Source organism: Kitasatospora sp. NPDC097691 (assembly GCF_040302665.1).
Lineage (GTDB): Bacteria > Actinomycetota > Actinomycetes > Streptomycetales > Streptomycetaceae > Kitasatospora.
On record NZ_JBEORY010000049.1, the window covers coordinates 18,995 to 44,436 of the forward strand.

Sequence of the window (25,442 nt, forward strand, 5' to 3'; positions counted from 1 at the left end):
TGCGAAGACGTGCTTACCCTCACTTCGGATGAGGCTCGGCGGCGGTATCAGCGGCCGTACTCCCGGATGAACGCGGCCATCTGCCGTGGTGTCCCGAAGAGCCGGGCGCCGTGCAGTTCGGCATACATCCGTCCGTGATCCGGCCCGGACCGGGTGCCGGCGGCCGGCCGTGCTTCGCGCCGCAGGCGGATCAGGTCCACCAGCTTCAGCTTCGGGCAGCCGGGGACGACCCGGCTGCCCCGGATCCCGACCCGCTCCCCGCCCGGGCAGGCGAAGTACGCGCCGAACGGCGGCCCGCTGTCCTCCTCCCGGCTCGGCAGGTGGAGGACCATCTCCCCGTGGCGGCAGTGGACCGTCCCGTCGGAGTGGACGGTCAGGCCGGGCCAGTCCTCGTGGTCGATCTCCGCGACGATCTGCCCCCGCTGCCCGATCGCCTCGGCCAGCGTCTCCGCCATCCGTCGCTGCTGGGCGGGGACGTCGGTGTCCCCCCGGCGGACGGAGGGGAGGAGGTCGCGCGTGACCCACTCCTGGAAGGGTTTGGCGTTGGGCTTCCTCGACCTCATGACGAGGAGGTAGAGCCCCGCCTCACTTACGAGGTTCAGGAATGGGTTTCCGCGTACGGATCCATTCCCACCTGCGGAAACGCCGTATGCCTGAGTTGAACTCCGGTGTACCGAGCGCATATCGACGGTGCGGGTGTCGCCGGGGTCGACCATCCTGCTGGCCCAGCTCGGGCTGCCGCGGTCGAGCACGGCACACACGTCCTTCGTGACGAACCACGGCTCGCCGTCGATCATCACGACCCTGATCGGCTGGCCCGTGACCGGGAAGCTCGACTGCACCAGCACCATCTGTTCCTGCTGTTCCTGTTCGTCGTCCATCGGGACGCCCCTCCTTCTTCCGGGTGGTGGCAGGACTGCCCGGAACAACGAGGCCGAACGGGTGGGGTGACTGGCGCTGGGTTGACGTATGGATGCACGAGTGGTGCCGACCCGGCGTGCATTGGTGCGTGTACGCCGGGTGGCGTGCGCCGGTGGTGGGCGTCAGATGGTGACGGAGAAGTTCGCCAGCACCCGGTCGGCCAGCTCCTTGTCGCCCTCCACCGACACCGGCCCCGGGCGGCCGCGGCCGCAGGCGAGCCGGAGGTAGGTCTCCCAGCCCATGGTGAGCTGGACGTCGGGGGCGAGGCTGATCGACTCGTCCACGGTGCAGTGGCCGGTGGCGTCCACCCGGACGGTGCGCAGGAACTCGACCGGGCCGGTGACGTCCAGGACCAGGGCCGTGCCGGCCGGGACGCCGGCCTTGTTGGCGACGGCCTTGGGCAGCAGCTCCAGCAGGAGGTCCCGGGTGATCAGGGCGGCCGGGGCGTCCAGGTTGCCGGGGGTGTCCAGGGCGCGGCGCAGGTCCTGCTCGTGGACCCAGACGTCGAAGGCCCGCATCCGCAGCAGCTCGTGGTACGGGACGTCCCTGGCGAGCGGGCCGGCCGGCCAGCGGACCGGCTCGGCGGGCGTCTGCTTGGCGTTCCGCAGCGCCCGGGAGCGGCGGATGATCGTGTACTCCAGCTCGCTGGTCATCTCCAGCGCGGTGTGGCAGCGGCGCTTGTCCACCGGCAGTTCGACGTAGCGGGCGAACTCGGTGGTCACGTGACGGAGGTCACGCGGCAGGGAGTGGATCGGGCGCGGGTCGCCGAGGAGCTCGGACTCGACCGCGATGACGTGTGAGACGACGTCCCGGACGGACCAGCCGGGGCACTCGGTGGCCCGGTTCCAGGAGCCCTCGGGGAGGGGGGCGACCAGCTCCGATATGGACTCGATGCTCTGGGTCCACGCCTCGGTGTAAGCCTGCACGGTCTGGTTGTCCGTCACGGGAATCTCCGGCCCTCCGTCAGCTTCCTTGCCGTCTGTGCCCCGCCGTCACCGCCGGCCGGGATGGTCCGGCTTTCCGGGCGCACACGCTAACCGCACGTTACGCTGCCGGGAGACAGCTGGGCAGCGCTTTCGGGTGACGATCGTAGGACTCTTGCCGTGGACGGTGGTACTGTGCGCGCTTCATTGATCCAACTCGCGGTCTCCGACGCCGAGCCGCCCGCCGAGCGGCGGGCCAGGGCGGCGGCGCTGGTGCGGGCCCAACAGGGCGCCGACCTGGTGGTGCTGCCGGAGCTGTGGCCGCTCGGCGGTTTCGCGTACGACCTCTGGTCGGACGGCGCGGAGGGCCTGGACGGGCCCACCTCGGACGCGATGGCGGCCGCCGCCCGGGCCGCCGGGGTCTGGCTGCACGCCGGTTCGATCGTCGAGCGGGACCCGGACGGGCCGATCTACAACACCTCGATGCTGTTCGCCCCGGACGGCGAGCTGGTGCACACCTACCGCAAGATCCACCGCTTCGGCTTCGACAGCGGCGAGGCGGTGGTGATGGGCGCGGGCCAGGAGATCGTCACGGCGCCCACCGACTTCGCCACGCTGGGCCTGGCCACCTGCTACGACCTGCGCTTCCCGGAGCTGTTCCGGGCGCTGCTGGACGCCGGCGCGCAGCTGCTGGTGGTCCCGGCGGCCTGGCCGGCCCGGCGGCGCGAGCACTGGACGCTGCTGGCCCGGGCGCGGGCGGTGGAGGAGCAGGCCTTCGTGCTGGCCTGCAACACGGCCGGGACGCACGCCGGGGTCGAGCAGGCCGGGCACAGCATCGTGGTGGACCCGTGGGGCCGGGTGCTGGCCGAGGCGGGGACGGAGGAGGAGGTGCTGACGGTCGATTTCGACGTGGCCGAGGTGGCCGCGGCGCGCAAGGACTTCCCGGTGCTGCGGGACCGCCTGCTGGGGATCCCGGCGCCGGTCCAGCGCTGATCCGGGCCGTCGCCCCGGCGTCATCGGAGGGTTGGTTCGGACCTGGCCCCGGCGGGTTTGAGAAGATGAGCACTCGTCGTGTTCCCGCCGGTCCATCGAGGGTCGGCACGGTAGGCCCGCCGGAGGAGGTCGCGCCCATGCCTGGCGACGGCGCAGGCGACACCCCCCGTCCCGTCATCCACCGCAACAGCCTGCGCGAGCAGATCGCCGGCGCGCTGCGGGAGGAGATGATGGCCGGCCGACTGGCGGCCGGTCGCAACTTCACCGTCAAGGAGATCGCCGAGCTGTACGGCGTCTCCGCGACCCCGGCCCGCGAGGCGCTGGTCGACCTCGGCGCGCAGGGGCTGCTGCGGGCCGAGCACCACCGCGGCTTCACGGTGCCCGAGCTGTGCTGGGACGACTTCCTGGAGATCTTCGAGTCCCGGGTCCTGCTCACCGACAGCTTCCACCGGCAGTTCCTCACCCGCCGGGCCCTGCCCGACCTCAGCCGGCTGCCCTCGCTGCGCCGCCGGGCCGACGCGGCGGTCCGGGCCGCCCGGGCCGGGAACCTGGACGTGATGGTGGGCTGCGACCGCCGGTTCTGGCAGGAGGTCGCCGGACTGCTGGGCAACCGGCGGGTCGCCGACTACCTGGACTGGCTGCGGGTGCAGTCCTGGATGTTCGCCGCCCCCTACCTGCGGGCGATGACCGGCCTGGCCGGGGTCTGCTGGGACCGCCACCCGGAGCTGGTCGGGGCGATCGAGGCGCACGACCTGGCCGGCGCGTACCGGATCATCTGCGAGTACAACCTCTACACCGCCCGGCTGCTGGCCGAGCTGGCCGGGCAGCCGTTGGAGTCGGTGACCGTCCTGGGGCTGCTCGCCGAGGCCACCGGGACGCAGCCGGCGCCCGTCCCGGTCGAGCCGTCGGCCCCGGAGCCGGGCCCCGAACCGGTCGTCGAGCCCGGTGCGGCCCGCGGCGAGCGGCCGTTGCGCGGTGACGAGGTCGGCCGGGAGCTGGGCCGGGAGCTGGGACTGGGCCTCGGCCTGGTGCCGCAGCCCCGCTCGGTGCCCCACAGCCGGTTCGGCCGGCGGCTGCCTCCGGCGCCCCCCGAGGCCCCGCTGGGACGGTCCGACCCGCACACCGCCCCGGGCCGGTAGGGTGACGGGCGTCGAACCGGGCGCCCGCGAAGGGCCGTCCGGGTACCGACTCCGCCCCCGTCGTCGCCCCGCCCCGCGGGCGATCCCCCGCCGCCCGGAGAGGAACTGCCGGCCATGGCCTGCGACCTCTGGCTCGTCCCGCTGGTGGACGTGCTGAGCCACAGCCCCGACAACCCCTTCCGGGACGATCTAGCCCTCTACAACACGGTGTTGGCCTCGCGCGGGCTGCCCGAGGTGCCGGTCTACCAGTACGTCCCGGGCATCAGCGGCGCGGTCGAGCCGATAGCCGCCTTCGACTACGACTCGCTGCACTTCCTGCGCCGCGCCTACCTGCTGGGCATCACCGGCCTGGACATCACCCCGGTCGACGCGCTCGGCGGCGACTACGAGCAGCTGCTGGAGATGTTCGAGAGCAGCGCCGAACAGTCGCACCTGGTCTGGCACTTCGACCACGCGGGCGCGTACGTTCCGGTCGAGTTCGCGGTGCCGCTGGTGGACGACGCGCTGCTCGCCTCCGGCGGCCCGCTCGGCTCCAGCCACGGACTGCTGCGCGAACTGCAGGCGGTGGCACCGGTGCTGGGCATCGACCCGCTCAACCCGCCGGACCCGACCCGGCCGCTCGGTCCGACCGGCCTGGAGCAGCCGTTCGGGCCGCCGATCGACGACGTGCACCCCTTCGCCCGGGAGCGGCACGCCTGGTCGGGCCTGTACGCGGCGGCGACCAGGAGCGTCGCCCAGGGCTCGATGATCGTCTTCGCGTAGCGCCGCGGCGACCGACCGCGGCAACCGACCGCACCGACCGCACCGGCCGACTGCACCGACCCACCGCGGCCCGCGCCCGGGGCGCCGCACCCCCGGAGGGGCCCCTAGCGCAGCGGCCCCTCCGGCGGCCGCTGCCGCGGCATGGTGGGCCGGGTGCCCGGCGGCGGCAGTACCCGCACCTGGGCGCCCACCCCCGGCTCGGAGCGTCCGCCCCAGCTCCCGGGGCCCTGGGTGGGCAGCTGGGTCATCGAGGCGCGGAACTCCAGCATCCACTCCGAGGTCTCGGTGCGGACCATGTCGGAGACGTCCTCGCAGAACCGCCGCAGCACGCCCAGGCAGCGCTCGGCGGCCTCGCCCGCGGTGCCCTCGGTGGGGCCGAGCACCTCGCGCACGCACTCCGACGCCCAGTCGAACTGGAAGGCCTCCAGGCGGCGCTGCAGGGCCTGTCCGGTGGAGACGTCCCGCATCCAGCCCGAGGTGAGGCCGAAGGCCCGGTCGGCGCCGTAGCAGGCGGCGGAGAGCGCCAGGCCGACGTAGCCCCAGCTGGTGCCGTGCGCGAAGCTGCCGGCCAGGTCGACCAGCGGGGCCGTCACCGCGCCCACCGCGAAGCCGGCCGAGCCGAACCGCAGCAGGCGCGCCCACCGGCGCTTCCAGACCCGGTCCCGGCGGTACCACTCGATCGCCTCGACCGCCCGCTCCTCGGACCAGCGGTAGAGCTCCTCCAGCCGCTCGGCCGGCTCGCCCCAGTCCCCGAGGGGGAACTGTCGGGTGCTCAGATCGGTCCGGCGGCGGGTGGACTCCGGCCGGACCACGGCGGTGGCGGGCGGGTCCTCCTCGCCGATCTCCTTGCCCCAGGCACTCTCCTCGGGCTGCATTTCCGGCTGGCTCACCTGTGGGGCTCCCTGTGGCGGGCGGGCGGCTTGGTCTGGCGGCGCATCGGCTGACGCGGTGTCTGCCGGTGGTTGTCCAACAGCACTTCTTACCGCCAAATGGCTGACCGTGGGGGACCTTCCCGGTTGATCGTTACCGGTTTAGGCCACTGGAACCCGAGGTGAGCGGGTTGCGGGGGGCGGCGAGATTTCACCCGTCCGAGCGAGGGCCCGGTGACCCGTGGTCGTGACCCGGACACCCACCGCCCACCCGGGCCCCTCGGGCTTGGAGGATCCTCCGGCATCGTCGGCGTACGGAGCTCTTCTCCTGGAGGATCCGACGGGACCGGAGAGCGGCCGGAACTGGCCACCGACTACTCTTGCGAGGCGTGAAGGTCCTCGTCATCGGCGGCGGCGCCCGCGAACACGCCCTGTGCCGCTCTCTGTCCCAAGATCCCGCTGTCACCGAGCTGCACTGTGCCCCGGGCAACGCCGGGATCGCACAGGTGGCGACGGTCCACCCTGTCGATCAGCTCGACGGTGCCCAGGTCACCGAGCTGGCCCGGCGGCTCGACGCCGCCCTGGTCGTGGTCGGCCCGGAGGCGCCACTGGTCGCCGGCGTCGGCGACGCCGTGCGCGCGGCCGGCATCCCCGTCTTCGGCCCCTCCGGCGCCGCCGCGCAGCTGGAGGGCTCCAAGGCGTTCGCCAAGGACGTGATGGCCGCCGCCGGCGTCCCCACCGCCCGCTCCTACGTCTGCACCACCGCGGCGGAGGCCGCCGAGGCGCTGGACGCCTTCGGCGCCCCGTACGTGGTCAAGGACGACGGCCTGGCCGCCGGCAAGGGCGTCGTGGTCACCTCCGACCGCGAGGCCGCCCTGGCGCACGCCGCCTCCTGCGAGCGCGTGGTCATCGAGGAGTACCTGGACGGCCCCGAGGTCTCGCTGTTCGCGATCACCGACGGCACCACCGTCCTCCCGCTGCAGCCCGCGCAGGACTTCAAGCGCGCGCTGGACGGCGACGAGGGGCCCAACACCGGCGGCATGGGTGCCTACTCGCCGCTGCCGTGGGCGCCCGCCGGGCTGGTCGAGGAGGTCCTGGAGACCGTCCTGCAGCCGACCGTGGACGAGCTGCGCCACCGCGGCACCGAGTTCTCCGGCCTGCTGTACGCGGGCCTGGCGCTCACCTCCCGCGGCACCCGGGTGATCGAGTTCAACGCCCGCTTCGGCGACCCGGAGACCCAGGTCGTGCTGGCCCGGCTGCGCACCCCGCTGGCCGGCGTGCTGCTGGCCTCGGCCAACGGCACCCTGGACCAGCTGGAGCCGCTGCGCTGGGACGACGGCGCGGCCGTCACCGTGGTCGTCGCCTCCGAGGGCTACCCGGCCGCGCCGCGCACCGGCGACCCGATCGAGGGCCTGGCCGAGGCCGAGGCGGACGGCACCGCGTTCGTGCTGCACGCCGGGACCGAGGCGGGCGAGGACGGGCAGGTGCTGAGCGCCGGTGGCCGCGTGCTGTCGGTCACCGCGACCGGCGCCGACCTGGCCGAGGCGCGCGAGCGCGCGTACGCCGCCGTGGACCGGATCTCGCTCGAGGGCGGCCAGCACCGCACCGACATCGCGCTGAAGGCGGCCACCGCGTAGGGCAGTTAGGCCGTGCCGAGCCCGTACCGGGGGCGCTGCGGACCGTGGGAATCAACCCCATGGGCGCAGCGCCCCCGGCGTTTCGGGGCCGGAGTGGTTCCGGGGGCCGACGCACCGATCGGCCGACGGATTCCAGCCCATCGGGTGACAGCGCCCGCATCCGGCTGACGTAACGGGGCGCCCGGCCTTATGGTGCGCTGGATCGCAGTGCGCGGGGCCCGCGCGCCGGGGTCGCCGCCGGGTAGCGGCGCCCCTGCGGGGGGATGCTGGACGGCGTCCGGCCGGGCGGTCGCCGGGTGCTTCGCACCGGACCGGTCGCGGGCGTCCGGAATCCGGGCGACGTCACCGGGACGAGTGGAAACCGGGGCGATCCGGAACGACCACCCGGGCCGGGGCGTCGAAAATGGCAGTAGCGCCACGCAGCATGCACTACCGGGATCGGACGCCTCCGCTTCCCGGTCGGAACTGATCGTTTCGAGTCGGCTCAGGGCCCGTAGCCGGGCGCCCGAGGGCTCCGAAGGGGGTGCCGCACCGTATGGCCGCTGTCGACACCGCGCGCGCTCACGCCCAGGCGGTCCTGCGGGTCCGAGGCCTCGCCCTGGCCGCCGCCGTCCTGCCCGCCGCCGTGGCGGTGGTCCTGCTCGCGGGCCGGTTCACCGGCCGGATCGGCGCGCCCGGCGCCGCCGACGCGGCCGGCTGGGACGCCGCCCGCTGGGCGGTCTGCGCGGTCGCCGCGCTGACCCTGCTGGTCGCCGGGCTGACCGCCCGCGCCCTGCACCGGGCCGAGCCGCCCCGGACCCCCGCCGTGCCGCTGGAGCGTGCCGAGGCCCCCGAGCTGTACCGGCTGATCGACGAACTCGCCGACCGGCTGGACGTCCCCGCGCCCTCCGCGGTCGCCCTCACCCCGGACTGCGACAGCTGGCTGGAGGACGTCCCGCCGGTGCGGCGACCGGGCCCGCCGCGGCCGCACCCGCTGCGCCCGCACCCCGAGCCACCCGCCCCGGTGCTGGTGATCGGCTCGCCGTTCCTCTGGTGGATGCGGGCCGGCGAGCTGCGCGCCCTGCTGGCCCCCGTGGTGGCCGGCGCCGCCGCCTCCGCGGACCCGGAGATCGCCGCCGCCCGCCAGTTCCTGCGCAGCCTGGACGCCTGCCTGGACTCCGGCCGGGGCACGGCCCCCGGCCTCGGCGGCGGCACCCTGGCCGCCCCGCCCCGGCCGCCCCGGCGCGGTCCGGCCGCGCTCGCCGACCGGATCACCCGCCGGATCACCCGCCGGCTGCTCGGCGCCTGCCGCGGCCACTCCGCCGAACTGGAGCGGTCCGTCGCGAGCTGGGCCTCCGAGCAGGCCAAAGCCGTCGACTACGGCCTGCGGATCGCCGCCCAGGAGCAGGTCGGCCTCGCCTACGCCGGCTGGGACCGGCTGCTCACCCGGGTCGCGCTGCCGGCCTGGCGGCTCGGCCGCCACCCCGCCCACCTCAACGCGGGCGTGGTCGCCGCCCTCACCGAGCTGTCCCGCCGTGACCGGCTGGCCGACGGCTACGGCAGCCGTCTCGGCGACCGCCCGGCCTGCGACCTGCTGGAGGAGCCCGGCGCCGTCGACCGGGCGGTCTCCCGGCTCGCCGCCGAGCTGTTCTTCGGCCGCCCGGCGGCCGGCGCCTGGCACGAGCTGGAGTGGGCCGACTACCCGGCCGACGCGGTGGACGCCGGCTGGCGGGCGGGCGCCGCCGCCCTGCAGGCCGCCCTGGACCGGCTCGCCCCGCAGTCCCGCCCCGGCTCCCCGACCCTGACCCGGCTGCTGGTGCGGCTCGCCGAGGGCGACGGCGAACGGCTGGCCGCCGCGCTCGCCGCCCAGCTGGCCCGCACCACTGCCCCGGCCCCGTTGCTGGAACCCGACCGCACCGGTCGCGACCTGCTGGTCGACCACGTCACCGCGATGGTCTGCTGCGCGGCCGTGGACACCGCCGGCGGCGCCCCCGGGCTGGACTGGCTGGACGGCCCGGTGCTGCTGCTCGGCGGGGTCCGCCGCACCGACCTGGCCGGCCCGGTCGCCCAGGCCGTCGAACAGGGCCAGGACGGCCCGCTGCGCGCCTGGCTGGACGCCGCCGACGTCCGCCTGGAGAAACCCGTCCGGCTGTGACGGGTGGGACGGCGCTCGACACCCCCGCACGCGCCCCCGGACGGCTCGGCCGCCGGTCGTCTCCGCAGGCCGGAGGCCCCCTCCGGGCGGACCGCGAGATTCCCGGCACCAATTGCCACCGGAGGGTGACGGAGCGCCAGCACTCTGTGGTGTATTAGACCGCACGCACATCCGGGGGGCACGTGCCAACCGGGCGGAAGTGCACCTGGGAGGGGCGCGTGGGCACCGAACTCAACGGCCGCTGGGAGTCCGGAACGCACGCCTACAGCGTCTCCGACCCCTTCGGACAGGGCCCGCTGCCCTGGCTGCGCAGCCCGGACCAGTACCTGGCCGGAGCGGAGGGCGCCGTCCCCTGGTACGTCTCCGTGGACGCGCCCGGCCAGCAGCCGCTGACCGCCGGGGTCCGGCCCAAGCCGTCGGTCGGCACCCCGCAGAGCTCCAACGACGTGGACCAGCAGATCAAGGGCTTCGCCTCGGCCGGGGTGATCCGCCCCGGCGGCTCGGTGGACTTCCGGGTCACCGTCAACCCGCCCCGCGAGTTCACCGTGAGCGTCTTCCGGATCGGCCACTACGGCGGCGACGGCGCCCGCCACATGACCACCAGCCCGCCGGTCTCCGGCCTCGTCCAGCCCGCCCCGCTGGTGGTCGACCGGACGGTCTCCTGCCACCACTGGTGGCACTCCTGGCGGCTGCAGATCCCGGCACACTGGAAGCCCGGCGCGTACGTCGCCGTGCTGACCACCTCGGACACCGCGCACCGCAGTCACATCCCGTTCACCGTGAGGGACTTCGAGGACCGCGGGCACACCGCCGAGCTGCTCCTGGTACTCCCCGACGTGACCTGGCAGGCGTACAACCTCTTCCCCGAGGACGGCCGCACCGGCGCCAGCCTCTACCACGCCTGGGACGGCCGGGGCGGCCTGCTCGGCGAGTCGGAGGCGGCCGTCACCGTCTCCTTCGACCGTCCGCACGCCACCGCCGGGCTGCCGCTGCACGTCGGCCACGCGTACGACTTCATCCGCTGGGCCGAGCGCTACGGCTACGACCTCTCCTACGCCACCGCCACCGACCTGCACGCCGGCCTGGTCGACCCCGCCCGGCACCGGGCGCTGGTCTTCCCCGGCCACGACGAGTACTGGTCCGCACCGATGCGCCGGGCCGCCGAACGGGCCCGGGACGGCGGCACCTCGCTGGTGTTCCTCTCGGCCAACACCATGTACTGGCGGGTCGAGCTGACCGCCGCCGCCTCCGGCGAGCCCAACCGGCTGCTCAACTGCCGCAAGCGGCAGAAGGTCGGGCCCGGCAGCCCGGCCGCAGGCGTGTCCGGCGCCGCCGGCGCACTGTGGCGGGACGCGGGGGAGCCCGAGCAGCACCTGCTCGGGGTGCAGTACTCGGGCCGGGTCGCTGCGCCCGTCCCGCTGGTCGCCCGGCACACCGCACACTGGCTCTGGGACGGCACCGGCCTGCAGGAGGGCGACGAGCTGCCCGGCCTGGTCGCCGGCGAGGCCGACCGGTACTACCCCAAGGTGGCGCTGCCCGAGCACACCGAACGCGTGCTGCTGGCCCACTCGCCGTACCAGGACCCGGCCGGCCGCACCCGCTACCAGGAGACCTCGCTGTACCGGGCGCCCAGCGGCGCGTACGTCTTCGCGGCCGGCACCTTCGCCTGGTCGCCCGCGCTGGGCCGCCCCGGACTGACCGACGAGCGGATCCAGCGGGCCACCGCCAACCTGCTGGACCGGCTCTGCAAGAACTGAGCCCCGGCGGCCGGGGCAGCGGGATCCGGCGGTCGTGAAAGACTGCGGGGGCAGTGACCTCCCCTTTCGCAGTGCCCCACGCCCGCGAACGACCCCTGAGGACTGAGACACCTTGAGTGGATTTGTCACCAAGCCCGAGCCGGTCCAGGTACCCGGCCTGGTCCACCTGCACACCGGCAAGGTGCGCGACCTCTACCGCACCGAGTCGGGTGAGCTGGTCATGGTCGCCAGCGACCGGACGTCCGCCCACGACTGGGTGCTGCCGAACGAGATCCCCGACAAGGGCCGCATCCTGACCCAGCTGTCGCTGTGGTGGTTCGAGCGGATCGCGGACATCGTGCCCAACCACGTGATCTCCACCGAGGTCCCGGCCGGCGCCCCCGCCGACTGGAAGGGCCGCACGCTGGTCTGCCGCAGCCTGGAGATGATCCCGGTCGAGGCCGTCGCCCGCGGCTACCTGGCCGGCTCCGGCCTGGCCGAGTACAACGAGAGCCGCACGGTCTGTGGCATCGCGTTGCCGGAGGGCCTGGAGAACAGCTCCGAGCTGCCCGCCCCGATCTACACCCCGGCGCTCAAGGCCGAGGTCGGCGAGCACGACGAGAACGTCTCCTACGAGGAGACCGCCCGCCGGATCGGCGCCGAACAGGCCGCCCAGCTGCGCCGCACCACGCTGGACGTCTACGCCCGTGCCCGGGGCATCGCCCGCGAGCGCGGCATCATCCTGGCCGACACCAAGTTCGAGTTCGGCCTGCTGGACGGCGAGCTGGTGATCGGCGACGAGGTGCTCACCCCGGACTCCTCGCGCTACTGGCCCGCGGACGAGTACCGGCCGGGCCGCTCGCAGTCGTCCTTCGACAAGCAGCTGATCCGCGACTGGCTGGTCTCCCCGGCCTCCGGCTGGGACCGCCACAGCGAGCAGCCGCCGCCGGCGCTGCCGGACGAGATCGTCGAGCAGACCCGGGCCAAGTACATCGAGGTGTACGAGCGGCTGACCGGCACCACCTGGGCCTGACGCCCCCGGTGACGCCCGCGGGTACGGCTGCGGCTCAGATCCAGCCGTGCTCGCGGGCGATCCGCACCGCCGCATGCCGGTTCTCCGCGCCCAGTTTGGTGGCCGCCGAGGACAGGTAGTTGCGGACGGTGCCCTGGGAGAGCGCGGCCCGCTCGGCGATCTCGGCGATCGGGGTGCCGTCGGCGGCGAGCTCCAGGACGTCCGTCTCGCGCGGCGTCAGCGGGGTCTCGCCCGCGCTGATCGCGTCCGCCGCCAGCTCCGGGTCCACGTACCGGCCGCCGGAGCGCACGGTGCGGATGATGCCCGCCAGGTCCGCCGCCGAGACGGTCTTCGGCAGGAAGCCGCGCACCCCGACCTCCAGCGCCCGCTTCAGGTAGCCGGGGCGGCCGTGCCCGGTGACGATCATGCAGCGGCAGTCCGGCAGCAGCCGGCGCAGCTCGGCGGTCACCTCGATGCCGTCCTTGCCGGGCATCTGCAGGTCCAGCACCGCGACGTCCGGCCGGTGCGACTGCGCCATCGCCAGCGCCTCCGGGCCGGAGCCGGCCTGTGCGACCACCTCGATGTCGTCCTCCAGCGAGAGCAGCGCGGCCAGCGCGCCCCGGATCAGGTGCTCGTCGTCGGCGAGCAGGACGCGGACGGGCGCGGTGTCGGTCATCGCAGGGTCTCTCCGGGGTGCAGTGGGACGGTGGCGACGAGCCGGAAGACGCCCCCGTCGGCGGGTGTGACGGCCAGCTCGCCGTCGTGGGCGGCGAGCCGCTCGCGCAGCCCGCGCAGCCCGGTGCCGCTGCCCTGGGAGGGGACCGGCACGGCGGGCACCCCGTCATTCTCCAGCTCCAGGACCGCCCGCTCGCCCTCCCTGCCCAGCCGGATCAGGCAGCGCTCGGCCTCGCTGTGCCGCAGCACGTTGGTGGTGGCTTCGCGGATCACCCAGCCGAACACCGACTGGACGTGCGGCGGCAGTTCGTCGGCGTGCTCGCCGAGGTCGATCTCGCAGTCGACGTCGGCGGAGCGGAGCACCGCGCGGGCGCCGATCGCCTCGGCGTGCAGGTCGGCGGTGCGGTAGCCGCGGATGACGTCGCGGACCTCGCGCTGCGACTCCTGGGCGATCCTCTGCACCTCGGCCATCTGCTCGGCGGCCTCGGGGCGCCCGCGGCGGGCGAGCTGGACGGCGAGCTCGCTCTTCAGCGCGATGGTGGTGAGGTTGCGGCCCATCACGTCGTGCAGGTCGCGGGAGAAGCGCAGCCGCTCCTCGGCGACGGCCAGCCGGGACTGCGTCTCGCGGGCGCCGTCCAGTTCCCAGACCACGGCCGTCAGCCAGGCGAAGCTGCGGCAGCTCGCCGCGATGAAGGGCATCCCGAGCAGCGTGCCGATCAGCTGCCCGGCGGTGGTGCCGGCGCTCATCCCGGCCAGCATCATCGCCGGGGCGACCAGCAGGGTGAGGGCGGCGGCGGCCGGGGCGGACCACCACAGCCGGAGGCCGATGGAGATCGGGCCGTAGGCGACGATCAGCAGGACGGTCGCCGTCACGACGGTGGCCGGCGGAGTGCCGGTCCCGTCCGTCTGCGGGCCGGTCAGCAGCAGGGCCCAGCTGCCGGCGACGGTGAGCACGCCGTTGGCGACGAGCCAGCGGCGGTGGTCGGCGGGCCGTCCGAGGTAGTGGTCGAGCGAGGTGCGGCAGGCCCGGATGCCGACCAGGGTGGTGGCCAGCGAGACGGCCACGGTGACCCGGGCGGCGCCGGCCGAGTACTCCCCGAGGTGGGCGCCGAGACCGAGCAGCGCCACCGGCAGCGCGGCCAGCGGCATCAGGTAGATGGACCAGCGGAAGTAGATCTCGGCGCGCTGGGGTTTACCGAAGCCCCGCCATCTGCGCAGCGGTGAGCGCATGTCCACGTGCCGTCCCCCCGGTTCAACCATGATCGTGCTGCTGCCTTCATATCAGAGGTCGAACCGGGGCATTTCCTTGGTTTGCTGCCGGACGGTCAGCGGCGCGGCTCCCAGCGGAAGTAGCGCACCGCGGCCCAGACCGTCAGGCCCAGCCAGACCGCGCCGGTGACGAGGTGCGGGCCGGCGGCGCCCCAGCTGCCGGCGAAGCCGGTCGCGGCGGCCGAGCCGTCGGTGCCGAACCAGCCGACGCGGATCAGCTGGAAGGCCGGGGTGGTCGGCAGCAGGCGGCAGACGTCGGCCAGCTGCGAGGGCATGACCTCCAGCGGGATGAACAGTCCGGAGCCGAGCTGGATGATCAGCATGACCGGCAGGGTGGTGATGCCGGCGCTCTCGACGGTCCTGGTGAAGGCGCTGGACAGCGCGGCCAGGGCGATCATCGTGGCCAGCACCAGCACCAGGCCGACGAGCATCAGCAGCGGGTTGACCGGCACCGCCAGGTGCAGTCCGACGCTGCCGCCGATCCCGATCACGGCGGCCATCAGCAGGCCGAGGGCGAGCGAGGGGACGGCCGTGCCGAGCATGATCTCGATGTCCCGGGCCTCGCCGGTGCGCAGCCGCTTGAGGACCAGCTCACCGCGCCGGGCGACGTAGGCGGCGGTCAGGTTGTAGTAGACGACGAAGGCCAGCATCATCCCGACCGAGCTGTAGACCAGCAGCGAGTCGACGTCCAGCCCGGGGTGGCTCTCGGCCTGCTGGCTGAGGGTGCCCTTCAGGGTGAAGACCAGGAACAGCGGCAGCAGCAGGGCGGTGAACAGCGCCGTGCGGTTGCGCAGCAGCAGGACGGCCTCGGCGCGGCCGAGGGCGAGCAGTCGGCGGGCGGTGGTGCCCTGCGGGCCGGTGGCGGCGGGTGCGGTCGGGGCGGCGGTGGTCATCGGGCGGATCCGATCAGGCGGCGGCGGGCGGGACGGGCGGGGGCGGTAGGGGCCTGCGGCGGCGCCTGGTGGGCGGCCTCGGAGGCGATGGCGAGGAAGGCCTCCTCCAGCGAGGCGCTGCGGGCGTCCAGGGCGCCGAGCGCGACACCGTGCCGGTGGGCCCAGCCGAGCAGGTCGTGGAGGGTGTGCTGGAGGTCGCCGGTCTGCACGGTGACCTTGCGGCCGTCGACGGTGACCGACGCCGGGGCGAGCGGCGGGAGCGAGGCCCCGGCGAACTCGGGCAGCTCGAAGGTGATCCGGGACGGCCGTCCGGCGATCACCTCCGCGACGGTGCCGGAGGTGACGATCCGGCCGCCGTGCATGATGGCCAGCCGGTCGGCCAGCTCCTCGGCCTCCTCCAGGTAGTGCGTGGTGAGCAGCACGGTGGTGCCCTGGGCGCGCAGTTCGCGGACCAGCCGCCAGACGGCGGCGCGCGCCTCGGGGTCGAGGCCGGTGCTGGGCTCGTCCAGGAACAGCACCTCGGGGCGACCGAGCAGGGCCATCGCGAGGTCGAGGCGGCGCCGTTCGCCGCCGGACAGCTGCTTGACCCGGACGTCCCGGCGGTGGGTGAGGCCGACCAGCTCCAGGGCCTCCTCGACGGGCCGGGCGCGGCTGGTCATCCCGGCCCAGGCGCGGCCGGTCTCGGCGGCGGTGAGGTCGCCTGGGAAGCCGCCCTCCTGGAGCATGATGCCGATCCGCGGTCGGAGGGCGGCGCGCTCCCGGTAGGGGTCGTGGCCGAGCACCCGGACGGTGCCGTCGCCGGGGGCGGCCAGGCCCTCGATGAGCTCCATGGTCGAGGTCTTGCCCGCTCCGTTCGTGCCGAGCAGGGCGAACAGCTCGCCGCGGCCGACGGTCAGGTCCACGCCCCGGACGGCGTGGTGGCCGGTGGCACCGCTGCCGTAGTGGCGGTGCAGGTCGGTGACCTCGATCACACGGTCGCTGGGGCGGGTGGGGCGGCTCGTTTCCATGCCCCAAGCCTTCCGCCGACCCGGCCGCGCGGGCAGTGCGCGCCGTCATGACATCGCGGTGGGGATCCACGGGTCGGCGATGACAAATGTCATGGAGCATTCGGGGCGGGAATGCCGAAGGGCCCCCTCGATCGAGGGGGCCCTTCGTTCCGGAGCGGACGACGAGATTCGAACTCGCGACCCTCACCTTGGCAAGGTGATGCTCTACCAACTGAGCCACGTCCGCATGGTCAAACTATTGAGTTGTGCTGTGCTCGCGCACTGCGAGCGGACGACGAGATTCGAACTCGCGACCCTCACCTTGGCAAGGTGATGCTCTACCAACTGAGCCACGTCCGCATGGTGCCTGGTGGGGCACCCGCCGCCTCTTCGGATCTCTCCGTTGCGGCGACGAGGAATACTCTACAGCATCGTTCGGGGTGGTCGCCCCACCCTTTCGAGCCGGGTGGGCAGGGCGACCGGGGGCCTGGTGCCCCGGGGGTCAGTTCGCCTCGGCGAACGCCTCGTACACGTGCTTGGGGATGCGGCCGCGGGCCGGCAGTTCCATGCCGCGGGACAGCGCCCAGGCGCGGACGGCGGCCGGGTCCGGGGTGAGGGCGGTGCGGCGGAAGGACTTTCCGGTGCGGCTCTGGCGCCGGCCGGCCGCGACGAACGGGGCGAGGGCCTCCCGCAGCTTTTCCGCGTTGTCCACGGACAGGTCGATCTCGTACGACTTCCCGTCGACGCCGAAGTGGACGGTTTCCGCGGCGGCGCCGCCGTCCAGGTCGTCGGAGAGCGTGACAACTACACGCTGAGCCATGGGTGTCAATCCTCTCGGGCAATTCGGCCACCGGTCCACGGGGGTGCGCCCGGGGCCTGATGTGCACCAACTCGCGCAAGCGCATACGGGCAGGCCGGACGGCCCGCCTGATACGCAGCACTTGCCGCGACAGGTGGCCCTATTCTGCACCCGAAGGGGGTCGAAATCGAAGAGTCCGGCATTCTTTTCCGGATATTCACGTGTCTACGCGGGACTGTCGGATACCGGTGTGCGGGACGGGCGGATCTGTCCCCAAGTGCCGTATTCGGGTGTTCTCCGGAGGGGGCGGTTCCGGGCGTCGAAACCGCGGAAACGGGCCGCTCCGGACGGGGGGTGGGGGGCCCGGATCCCTTGCGGCGTAAGGGGCCCGGGTCTACGCGCGTCGCTATCCCCGGCCAGCAATCCTGCCCGAAACCACCGGTAGTCTGGAGTTCCCCCGCCTCACCGAAGACACCACCGGGAGTGCCAGTGGCACGCGTCGTAGTCGACGTCATGCTCAAGCCGGAGATCCTCGACCCCCAGGGACAGGCGGTGCAGCGTGCACTGCCCCGTCTCGGATTCACCGGGATCGCCGACGTCCGCCAGGGCAAGCGTTTCGAGCTGGATGTGGAGGGCCCGGTCGACGACGCGGCGCTCGCCCGTATCCGCGAAGCCGCCGAGACCTTTCTCGCCAACACCGTGATCGAGGACTTCACCGTCCGGGTCGAGGAGGAGGGCAAGTGACCACCCGCGTCGGCGTCGTCACTTTCCCGGGCTCCCTCGACGACCGCGACGCCCAGCGGGCGGTCCGTCTCGCGGGTGCCGAGCCGGTCGCCCTCTGGCACCGTGACAAGGATCTCCACCAGGTCGACGCCGTCGTCCTGCCGGGCGGATTCAGTTACGGCGACTATCTGCGCTGCGGTGCGATCTCGCGCTTCTCCCCGGTGATGGAGACCGTCATCGAGCAGGCGAAGCTCGGAATGCCGGTCCTCGGTATCTGCAACGGCTTCCAGGTGCTCTGCGAATCCCACCTGCTGCCCGGTGCGCTCACCCGCAACGACTCGCTGCACTTCATCTGCCGCGACCAGAAGCTGCGCATCGAGAACGCCGGCACCGCCTGGACCCGGGATTACGCGGCGGGCCAGGAAATCGTCGTCCCGCTGAAGAACGGCGAGGGCCGGTTCGTCGCGGACCAGCACGTCCTGGACGAGCTGGAGGCGGAGGGCCGGGTGGTCGCCCGTTACGTGGACGTCAACCCGAACGGTTCGTACCGCGACATCGCCGGCATCACCAACGCCGCCGGCAATGTCGTCGGCCTGATGCCGCACCCGGAGCACGCCGTGGAGCCGCTCACCGGTCCGACCACCGAGGGCCTGGGCTTCTTCACTTCCGTCCTGAAGCAGCTGGTGAACGCCTGATGAGCCTCGACACCGTCAAGAACGCCGAGCAGACCCCGGACGCCGCCCAGCCCTGGGCCGAGCTCGGCCTCAAGGAGGACGAGTACGCGCGCATCCGGGAGATTCTCGGCCGCCGCCCGACCGGCGCCGAACTCGCGATGTACTCGGTCATGTGGTCGGAGCACTGTTCGTACAAGAGCAGCAAGGTCCACCTGAAGCAGTTCGGGGAGAAGAAGCCCGATTCGGACGCGATGCTCGTCGGCATCGGCGAGAACGCCGGTGTGGTCGACGTCGGCCAGGGCTACGCGGTCACCTTCAAGGTCGAGTCGCACAACCACCCGTCGTACATCGAGCCCTACCAGGGCGCGGCCACCGGCATCGGCGGCATCGTGCGCGACATCCTGGCGATGGGCGCCCGCCCGGTCGCCGTGATGGACCCGCTGCGCTTCGGCGCGGCCGACCACCCGGACACCCGGCGCGTGCTGCCCGGGATCGTCGCGGGCATCGGCGGCTACGGCAACTGCCTGGGCCTGCCGAACATCGGCGGCGAGGTCGTCTTCGACTCCTGCTACCAGGGCAACCCGCTGGTCAACGCGCTGTGCGTGGGCGTCATGAAGCACGAGGACATCCACCTCGCGCAGGCCTCCGGCGCCGGCAACAAGGTCATCCTGTACGGCGCCCGCACCGGCGGTGACGGCATCGGCGGCGTCTCGGTGCTGGCCTCCGAGACCTTCGACGACACCAAGCCGGCCAAGCGCCCGGCGGTCCAGGTCGGCGACCCGTTCCAGGAGAAGCTCCTCATCGAGTGCACCCTGGAGATCTTCCGCGAGAAGCTCGTCAAGGGCATCCAGGACCTCGGCGGTGCCGGACTGTCCTGCGCCACCAGCGAGTTGGCCTCGGCCGGCTCCGGCGGCATGCGGATCGAGCTCGACACCGTGCACCTGCGCGACCACACGCTCTCGCCGGAGGAGATCCTCATGAGCGAGTCGCAGGAGCGCATGTGCGCGATCGTGGAGCCCGACAAGGTCGACCGCTTCCTCGAGATCTGCGAGAAGTGGGACGTCATCGCCAACGTCATCGGTGAGGTGACCGACGGCGAGCGCCTGGAGATCTACTGGCACGGCGAGCTCGTGGTGGACGTCCCGCCGCGCACCGTCGCCCACGAGGGCCCGACCTACCAGCGCCCGTTCGCCCGCCCGAACTGGCAGGACGCGCTGCAGGCCGACGCCCCGACCGCCGAGCGGCTGGCCCGCCCGACCACCGGCGAGGGCCTCAAGGCCGACCTGCTGAAGGTCGCGAGCCACCCGAACCAGGCCTCCAAGTCCTGGATCACCGACCAGTACGACCGCTACGTGCTCGGCAACACCGTGCTCTCGCACGGCGAGGACTCGGGCATGATCCGGATCGACGACGAGACCAACCTCGGCGTCTCGGTCGCCACCGACGGCAACGGCCGCTTCGCCAAGCTGGACCCGTACACCGGTGCCCAGCTGGCCCTGGCCGAGGCGTACCGCAACGTCGCGGCCGGCGGTGCCAAGCCGCTCGCGGTCTCCGACTGCCTCAACTTCGGCTCCCCCGAGGACCCGGACGTGATGTGGCAGTTCGCCGAGGCCACCCGCGGCCTGGCCGACGCCTGCCTGGTGCTCGGCACCCCGGTCACCGGCGGCAACGTCTCGCTCTACAACCAGACCGGCGAGGTCGCCATCCACCCGACCCCGGTGGTCGCGGTGCTCGGCGTCATCGACGACGTCACCCGGCGCACCCCGTCCGCCTTCGCCGAGGAGGGGCAGCTGCTCTACCTGCTCGGCGACACGGCGGACGAGCTCGGCGGCTCGGCCTGGTCCCAGGCGGTCCACGACCACCTCGGCGGCCTGCCGCCCAAGGTGGACCTGGAGCGCGAGCGGCTGCTCGGCGAGATCCTGATCGCCGCCTCGCGCGACGGCATGATCGACGCCGCGCACGACCTCTCCGACGGCGGCCTCGGCCAGGCGCTCGTGGAGAGCTGCCTCAAGGGCGGCCACGGCGCGCGGATCATCGTGCCGGAGGGCGCGGACCCGTTCGTCCTGCTGTTCTCGGAGTCGGCCGGCCGCGCCGTCGTGGCGGTGCCGCGCAGCGAGGAGCTCCGGTTCAACGACATGTGCACCGCGCGCGGCCTGCCGGCCACCCGGATCGGTGTCGTGGACGGCCAGGACCTGGAGGTCCAGGGTCAGTTCAGCGTTTCGCTGACCGAGCTGAAGGACGCCCACACCGGCGTCATCGAGGCCCTGCTGGGCTGACGGCACCCGTCCCGAGGGGCGGTCGGCTCTGCGGAGCCGGCCGCCCCTCGGCGTATCTTGGGCCCATGCCTCCCAAGTCCCGGACGTACCAACCCCAGAAGGTCCGTGCCGCACTGGCCGCCCAGACCGGGGCGCTGCGCTCCGCCGTGAACGGTCTCACCGCGGAGCAGCTGGACCTGCCGACCAGGCTGGGGTCGTGGACGGTCCGGGAACTGGTCGCGCACCTCGCCGTCCAACTCGACTTCGTGCCCGCGCACCTGGACGATCCGCTCCGGGGCCGGCCGCCCCTGGACCTGTCGGGGTGGGTGGCGGCGGTCGGCACGGTCGCCGGACCGTTGGACGAGCAGGCCAGGGAGCGGGCCACGGCGGACTTCGGCGGGGATCCGGCCGCGGTGGCGGAGGCCTTCGGGCGCGCCGCCGACGCGCTGACCGGACTGCTGGAGCGGCCCGAAGCGGCCGACCCGGCACGGCGGTTCGAGATCCGGCTCGGCTCGATGACGCTCGCCGACATGCTGGTGACCCGGCTGGTCGAGGTCGTCGTCCACGCCGACGACCTGGCCGACGCGCTCGGCCCGGACGCCTTCCCGCACGACCGCCAGGCCCTCGCCGCCGTCACCCGGATGCTGGCCGACGCCTTCGCGGACCACGCCCCCGGCGGCGCGGTGGAGCTGCGGATCCCGCCGTACGCCGTCGTCCAGGCCGTCGAGGGCCCCCGGCACACCCGGGGCACCCCGCCCAACGTGGTCGAGACCGACCCGCTGACCTGGATCCGGCTGGCCACCGGGCGGACCGACTGGGCGGCGGCGGTGGAGTCGGCCGCGGTGTCCGCCTCGGGGGAGCGCAGCGACCTGCGGGCCCACCTGCCGGTGCTCGGCTAGCCGGTCGGCTCAGCGCGGCTGCCCCGCCGGTTCGTCGGCCAGGTCTCAACTCTGTGCCGGCGCGGTCGGGTTCACGGTGTCGTCGGGTTCACGGTGCAGGTTCACGGTGTCGTCGGGTTCACGGTGCGGGTTCGCGGCGCCGGGGGCTACGGGACGGCCGGGCCGCTCAGGTAGGTTCCCTCCGCCGAGTACGGCCAGGCGTTGGGCGTGCAGCCCTTGAGCCCGTAGATCTGCTGCATCATCGCGGGTGCGGGCTTGCCCGGGGCGGGGCAGCCCTCGTGCCCGTGGCCGATCCGGTGGCCCACCTCGTGGTTGACGATCAGCGCCCGGTACTCCTCGATCGGCCCGCTGAACTGTGGTGAACCGGTGTTCCAGCGCTTGGAGTTGACGACCACCTGGTCGCCGACGTTGCAGTTGACCTCGCCGTGGGTGTCCAGGCCGGAGGCGCCGCAGATCCGGTCCACGGTGGCCGGCGAGGCGATCTTCACGGTGAAGTCGTACGAGCCGGACGCGACCAGCTGGAAGCCGTTGCGGCGGTCGTTGGTCCAGCCGCGCGGGTCGCCGAGGATGCCGTGGATCTGGGCGGCGGCCGCCGCCGCGTCGATCCCGATGCCGTCCTCGACCTCGACCCGGTAGCGGCGCACGGCACCCCGTCCGACCGCCTTGGCGCTGGCCGGGGCGGTGGTGAAGGTGCCCGCGCCCTTGGTGGGGCCCGGATCCGGCCCGGTGGGGGTGGGCGTGGGCGGCGGGGGTGTCGGTGTGGGCGTGGGGGTGGGCGTGCTGACCGGGGTGGGGGCCGGCGTCGCCGCGGCGGTCTCCTCGCCCGGCGGGACGGCCCGCGCCTGGGTGGTCGGGGCGGCGGCCGGGGTGTCGGAGTGCCGGTCGAGCACGACCGCGGTGGCGCCCAGCAGCACGGCGACTGCCACCAGTGCCGTGAGCATGCCAGGGCTCACCCTCCGGCGCGGCCGGCGGCGTCTGCGGCCGCCCTTTCTCTGCGGGGCGGCTCGCCTGCTGGCGGGTCGGACTGCGCGCACGACCGTCACCTTGGCATGGCGAACGGGTGAATGTCCATGTACCCGGTATGCAGATCGTCGGGCGCGGGCATGCGCTCGCCGTCCGGCCCGCGCCCTGCCGATGACCTGGCCGCTGAACGGCTGGGGCTACGCCGTGTCCGCCCTCGTCGGGGACCGGGAGGCGCTCGACCGCGGCAGGGCCTTCGTCCACGCCGGGCTGCGCGACGGCACCCTGAGGCCGCTGATCGACCGCACCTTCGACCTGGCGGAGATCGTCGACTCCCACCGGCACATGGGGGCCGACGGACGGGTCGGCAAGATCGTGGTGACCGTCCGGCACTGAGCGGCCCGGTGGGATGCGCCCACGGTGCGGCGGTTGACCCCTGCGTCTCGGGTGGCAGACTTCAGGGCATGGCGATTCACAGGAATCTTCTCGACGGTCCCGAACCGACCCTCCTGCCCGAGGAGGAGCGGCCCTACCGCATGCTGGCGGAGGAGTCCGCCTCACCGACCCAGGTGGCGGCCGAGTTCCCGGCCTTCTGCCTGGCCTGGGCCATGCTCGCGGACGACGCCTACGCGGCCGGCCGGTACGTCGAGTCGTACGCCTACGCCCGTACCGGCTACCACCGGGGCCTGGACGCGCTGCGGCGCAGCGGCTGGAAGGGCCACGGCCCGGTGCCGTGGGAGCACCGCGGCAACCGCGGCTTCCTGCGCTGCCTGGCGGCGCTCGCACGGGCGGCCGGCGCGATCAAGGAGACCGAGGAGGAGGCGCGCTGCTGGCAGTTCCTGAAGGACAGCAGCGCGGAGGCGTACGCGGAGCTCAAGCAGTAGGAACGCGGACACGCGGAGTTCGAACAGGAGAACCCCGGACGTGCGGGTGCCCCCGGCGGAGGACCGCCGGGGGCACCCGTGTCTCACACGGCTGCCGCGCTCGTTCCGCGCGGCCGCCGGGCTCACTTCAGGCGCTTGCCCGCCGAACGCAGCTGCTCGGCGGCCTCGACCACGCGGGCGGCCATGCCGGCCTCGGCCAGCTTGCCCCAGGTGCGGGGGTCGTAGGTGTTCTTCTTGCCGACCTCGCCGTCGACCTTCAGCACGCCGTCGTAGTTGGCGAACATGTGGCCGGCGACCGGGCGGGTGAAGGCGTACTGGGTGTCGGTGTCCAGGTTCATCTTCACGACGCCGTTCTCCAGCGCGGTGGCGATCTCCTCGGCGGTGGAGCCCGAGCCGCCGTGGAAGACGAAGTCGAACGGGTCGGCCTTGCCGTACTGCTTGCCGATCGCGTCCTGCAGCTCGCGCAGCAGCTCCGGCTTCAGCACGACGTTGCCCGGCTTGTACACGCCGTGCACGTTGCCGAACGAGGCGGCCAGCAGGTAGCGGCCCTTCTCGCCCAGGCCCAGGGCCTCGGCGGTGCGCACGGCGTCGTTGACGGTGGTGTACAGCTCGTCGTTGATCTCGTGCGTGACGCCGTCCTCCTCGCCACCGGTCGGGGTGATCTCGACCTCAAGGATGATCTTGGCGGCGGCGGCCTGGGCCAGCAGCTCCTGGGCGATGGTCAGGTTGTCGGAGAGGGTCTCGGCGGAGCCGTCCCACATGTGCGACTGGAACAGCGGGTTCTCGCCCTTGGCCACGCGCTCGGCCGAGACCGCCAGCAGCGGGCGGACGTAGCCGTCCAGCTTGTCCTTCGGGCAGTGGTCGGTGTGCAGCGCGACGGTGATGTCGTACTTGGCGGCGACGATGTGGGCGAACTCGGCGAGCGCGACCGCGCCGGTCACCATGTCCTTGTTGTGCTGACCGCCCAGGAACTCCGCGCCACCGGTCGAGATCTGGATGATGCCGTCGCTCTCGGCCTCGGCGAAACCACGCAGCGCGGCGTGCAGGGTCTGCGACGACGTGACGTTGATGGCCGGGTAGGCGAACTTGCCCGCCTTCGCCCGGTCGAGCATCTCGTTGTAGACCTCGGGAGTTGCGATGGGCATGCGATCCGCTCCTGTCGGGTTGCGGCGTACGGACGGTGCTGTCCGACGCTGTGTACGCCTTCGTGACGACTCCGTGCCGGACCGCCGACGCGCGGCGTTGCGATGTGGCTCTCCGGCACCAAGGTTCGAGCGACCTCCGCGATACGGCCATGAGGGTGGTGGGCCGCCGCGGACCGGACGCCTCGGCCATCTTCCCAGACTCGTGCCCGCAGGTCAGCAGGAGCCCGCCTGTCGGAACGCGGCCCCGTGCGGCCGGTGGGGCGGGTGGGGCCCGCGTGCGGCGGGCGGCGTCGGGAGCCCCGGGCGCGGTACGCCCGCCCGTCCGCAAGGTACGCCCGCTATCCTGCGCCCGTGGACTACAACCAGCTGGCCGTCAACCTGCTCGACGCCAAATCCCTGATCTCGTCCCTCGGCGCCATCGGGCTGATCGCGATCATCTTCGCGGAGACCGGCCTGCTGGTCGGCTTCTTCTTCCCGGGTGACTCGCTGCTGATCATCGCGGGCGTCGCCGCCTCGAACGCCGCCTCGTCGGTGCTCGGCGACGGTGCCAGGCTGCCGATCGCGGTCCTGCTCATCGGCTGCCCGGTCGCGGCGATCGCCGGCGCCCAGCTGGGGCACCTGATCGGTGCCAAGGTCGGGCCGAAGATGTTCGACAAGCCCGACTCGAAGATCTTCCGCCGCCAGTACGTGCAGAAGGCGGAGGAGTACTTCAACAAGTTCGGCTCCGGCAAGGCCGTGGTGCTGGCGCGCTTCATCCCGGTCGTCCGCACCTTCCTGAACCCGGTCGCCGGCACCCTGGAGATGCCCGCCAGGACGTTCTTCGTGTGGAACGTCATCGGTGGTGTGCTCTGGACCGAGTCCATGCTGCTGATCGGCTACTTCTTCGGCGAGGCGCTCGCCCCGGTGATCGACAAGTACCTGATCCCGGCGGCGCTGCTGATCGTGCTGCTGTCGATCTCGCCGATCCTGATCGAGGTCATGCGCGAGCGGAAGAAGAAGAAGGCGGGCGGCGCCGACAACGACGGCGACAGCCACGCGCAGGCCGGTGGCGGTCGGCACCGGCGGAGCTGAGCGCCGAGCCCGTACGGCGGGAGGGCCGGGTCTGTTTCACGTGAAACAGACCCGGCCCTCCGTCGTTCGTGGGGTCGTCCGGA

At 73.2% G+C, this 25,442-nt stretch carries 24 protein-coding genes and 2 tRNA genes; 14 read left to right on the forward strand and 12 right to left on the reverse strand.

The window, feature by feature from the left end; genetic code table 11:
- Positions 1 to 47 precede the first annotated feature (47 nt).
- Both ABTY56_RS27725 and ABTY56_RS27730 read right to left on the reverse strand, forming a co-directional pair.
- On the reverse strand, positions 48 to 881 hold the full coding sequence (locus ABTY56_RS27725) for a BRO-N domain-containing protein (RefSeq protein ID WP_350631916.1): 834 nt from the start codon (positions 879 to 881) through the stop codon (positions 48 to 50).
- Positions 882 to 1,043: 162 nt separating this feature from the next.
- Positions 1,044 to 1,865, reverse strand: a complete 822-nt coding sequence (locus ABTY56_RS27730) for a maleylpyruvate isomerase family mycothiol-dependent enzyme (protein ID WP_350631917.1) — start codon at positions 1,863 to 1,865, stop codon at positions 1,044 to 1,046.
- Between the two features lie 174 nt (positions 1,866 to 2,039).
- Between ABTY56_RS27730 and ABTY56_RS27735 the strand changes: the two genes are divergently transcribed.
- The 3 genes from ABTY56_RS27735 to ABTY56_RS27745 all read left to right on the forward strand — a co-directional run bounded on the left by ABTY56_RS27735 (position 2,040) and on the right by ABTY56_RS27745 (position 4,738).
- Positions 2,040 to 2,837 (forward strand): carbon-nitrogen family hydrolase, encoded by a 798-nt coding sequence (locus ABTY56_RS27735; protein WP_350631918.1) that lies wholly within the window; start codon positions 2,040 to 2,042, stop codon positions 2,835 to 2,837.
- A 137-nt stretch (positions 2,838 to 2,974) separates the two neighbouring features.
- Positions 2,975 to 3,976, forward strand: coding sequence for a GntR family transcriptional regulator (locus ABTY56_RS27740; protein WP_350631919.1), 1,002 nt, complete (start codon positions 2,975 to 2,977; stop codon positions 3,974 to 3,976).
- Positions 3,977 to 4,090: 114 nt separating this feature from the next.
- Positions 4,091 to 4,738, forward strand: coding sequence for a putative DNA-mimic protein (locus tag ABTY56_RS27745; RefSeq protein ID WP_350631920.1), 648 nt, complete (start codon positions 4,091 to 4,093; stop codon positions 4,736 to 4,738).
- Between the two features lie 104 nt (positions 4,739 to 4,842).
- Here the strand turns inward: ABTY56_RS27745 and ABTY56_RS27750 are convergent, their stop codons facing one another.
- Entirely contained in the window at positions 4,843 to 5,628 is a 786-nt protein-coding gene (locus tag ABTY56_RS27750) for an SLATT domain-containing protein (RefSeq protein ID WP_350631921.1), read from the reverse strand.
- 368 nt (positions 5,629 to 5,996) lie between these two features.
- Between ABTY56_RS27750 and purD the strand changes: the two genes are divergently transcribed.
- The 4 genes from purD to ABTY56_RS27770 all read left to right on the forward strand — a co-directional run bounded on the left by purD (position 5,997) and on the right by ABTY56_RS27770 (position 12,147).
- A complete protein-coding gene (gene purD / locus ABTY56_RS27755) occupies positions 5,997 to 7,244 on the forward strand; it encodes a phosphoribosylamine--glycine ligase (protein WP_350631922.1) in 1,248 nt (415 codons plus the stop codon).
- A 535-nt stretch (positions 7,245 to 7,779) separates the two neighbouring features.
- A complete protein-coding gene (locus ABTY56_RS27760; protein ID WP_350631923.1) occupies positions 7,780 to 9,378 on the forward strand; it encodes a hypothetical protein in 1,599 nt (532 codons plus the stop codon).
- A gap of 218 nt (positions 9,379 to 9,596) precedes the next feature.
- Positions 9,597 to 11,135, forward strand: coding sequence for a N,N-dimethylformamidase beta subunit family domain-containing protein (locus tag ABTY56_RS27765; RefSeq protein WP_350631924.1), 1,539 nt, complete (start codon positions 9,597 to 9,599; stop codon positions 11,133 to 11,135).
- 112 nt (positions 11,136 to 11,247) lie between these two features.
- On the forward strand, positions 11,248 to 12,147 hold the full coding sequence (locus tag ABTY56_RS27770) for a phosphoribosylaminoimidazolesuccinocarboxamide synthase (RefSeq protein WP_350631925.1): 900 nt from the start codon (positions 11,248 to 11,250) through the stop codon (positions 12,145 to 12,147).
- Positions 12,148 to 12,181: 34 nt separating this feature from the next.
- On the opposite strand, the gene ABTY56_RS27775 is transcribed toward ABTY56_RS27770, so the two are convergent.
- From ABTY56_RS27775 to ABTY56_RS27805, 7 genes are all read right to left on the reverse strand, one after another.
- Entirely contained in the window at positions 12,182 to 12,802 is a 621-nt protein-coding gene (locus ABTY56_RS27775; RefSeq protein ID WP_350631926.1) for a response regulator, read from the reverse strand.
- Positions 12,799 to 14,031, reverse strand: coding sequence for a sensor histidine kinase (locus tag ABTY56_RS27780; RefSeq protein ID WP_350631960.1), 1,233 nt, complete (start codon positions 14,029 to 14,031; stop codon positions 12,799 to 12,801). The genes ABTY56_RS27775 and ABTY56_RS27780 overlap by 4 nt, the downstream gene beginning before the upstream one ends.
- 95 nt (positions 14,032 to 14,126) lie before the next feature.
- Entirely contained in the window at positions 14,127 to 14,963 is an 837-nt protein-coding gene (locus ABTY56_RS27785; RefSeq protein ID WP_350631927.1) for an ABC transporter permease, read from the reverse strand.
- Positions 14,960 to 15,970, reverse strand: coding sequence for an ABC transporter ATP-binding protein (locus ABTY56_RS27790; RefSeq protein ID WP_350631928.1), 1,011 nt, complete (start codon positions 15,968 to 15,970; stop codon positions 14,960 to 14,962). The genes ABTY56_RS27785 and ABTY56_RS27790 overlap by 4 nt, the downstream gene beginning before the upstream one ends.
- A gap of 153 nt (positions 15,971 to 16,123) precedes the next feature.
- Positions 16,124 to 16,196, reverse strand: a tRNA-Gly gene (locus ABTY56_RS27795).
- A 40-nt stretch (positions 16,197 to 16,236) separates the two neighbouring features.
- Positions 16,237 to 16,309 (reverse strand) — tRNA-Gly (locus tag ABTY56_RS27800).
- Between the two features lie 142 nt (positions 16,310 to 16,451).
- Complete coding sequence (locus ABTY56_RS27805) at positions 16,452 to 16,769, reverse strand: histone-like nucleoid-structuring protein Lsr2 (protein WP_030056585.1); 318 nt, start codon at positions 16,767 to 16,769, stop codon at positions 16,452 to 16,454.
- 468 nt (positions 16,770 to 17,237) lie between these two features.
- Between ABTY56_RS27805 and purS the strand changes: the two genes are divergently transcribed.
- From purS to ABTY56_RS27825, 4 genes are all read left to right on the forward strand, one after another.
- Positions 17,238 to 17,492, forward strand: a complete 255-nt coding sequence (purS, locus tag ABTY56_RS27810) for a phosphoribosylformylglycinamidine synthase subunit PurS (RefSeq protein WP_049654013.1) — start codon at positions 17,238 to 17,240, stop codon at positions 17,490 to 17,492.
- Entirely contained in the window at positions 17,489 to 18,166 is a 678-nt protein-coding gene (purQ, locus tag ABTY56_RS27815; RefSeq protein ID WP_350631929.1) for a phosphoribosylformylglycinamidine synthase subunit PurQ, read from the forward strand. The genes purS and purQ overlap by 4 nt, the downstream gene beginning before the upstream one ends.
- Positions 18,166 to 20,421: a phosphoribosylformylglycinamidine synthase subunit PurL gene (gene purL / locus ABTY56_RS27820; RefSeq protein WP_350631930.1), complete on the forward strand. Its 2,256-nt coding sequence runs from the start codon at positions 18,166 to 18,168 to the stop codon at positions 20,419 to 20,421. Before purQ ends, purL begins: the two co-directional genes overlap by 1 nt.
- Positions 20,422 to 20,486: 65 nt before the next feature.
- Positions 20,487 to 21,299, forward strand: a complete 813-nt coding sequence (locus ABTY56_RS27825; RefSeq protein WP_350631931.1) for a maleylpyruvate isomerase family mycothiol-dependent enzyme — start codon at positions 20,487 to 20,489, stop codon at positions 21,297 to 21,299.
- 146 nt (positions 21,300 to 21,445) lie between these two features.
- Here the strand turns inward: ABTY56_RS27825 and ABTY56_RS27830 are convergent, their stop codons facing one another.
- Positions 21,446 to 22,240, reverse strand: a complete 795-nt coding sequence (locus ABTY56_RS27830) for a DUF3152 domain-containing protein (RefSeq protein WP_350631932.1) — start codon at positions 22,238 to 22,240, stop codon at positions 21,446 to 21,448.
- Between the two features lie 193 nt (positions 22,241 to 22,433).
- Here ABTY56_RS27830 and ABTY56_RS27835 point away from each other — a divergent pair, with 193 nt between their 5' ends.
- Positions 22,434 to 22,655, forward strand: coding sequence for a zinc-binding dehydrogenase (locus ABTY56_RS27835; RefSeq protein WP_350631933.1), 222 nt, complete (start codon positions 22,434 to 22,436; stop codon positions 22,653 to 22,655).
- A gap of 68 nt (positions 22,656 to 22,723) precedes the next feature.
- On the forward strand, positions 22,724 to 23,143 hold the full coding sequence (locus ABTY56_RS27840; RefSeq protein ID WP_350631934.1) for a DUF3151 domain-containing protein: 420 nt from the start codon (positions 22,724 to 22,726) through the stop codon (positions 23,141 to 23,143).
- A gap of 122 nt (positions 23,144 to 23,265) precedes the next feature.
- On the opposite strand, the gene fbaA is transcribed toward ABTY56_RS27840, so the two are convergent.
- On the reverse strand, positions 23,266 to 24,288 hold the full coding sequence (gene fbaA, locus ABTY56_RS27845; protein WP_350631935.1) for a class II fructose-bisphosphate aldolase: 1,023 nt from the start codon (positions 24,286 to 24,288) through the stop codon (positions 23,266 to 23,268).
- Between the two features lie 351 nt (positions 24,289 to 24,639).
- Here fbaA and ABTY56_RS27850 point away from each other — a divergent pair, with 351 nt between their 5' ends.
- The gene (locus ABTY56_RS27850) at positions 24,640 to 25,359 is read left to right on the forward strand and encodes a DedA family protein (RefSeq protein WP_350631936.1); all 720 of its coding nucleotides are present in this window, start codon (positions 24,640 to 24,642) and stop codon (positions 25,357 to 25,359) included.
- The last annotated feature ends 83 nt before the right edge of the window (positions 25,360 to 25,442 follow it).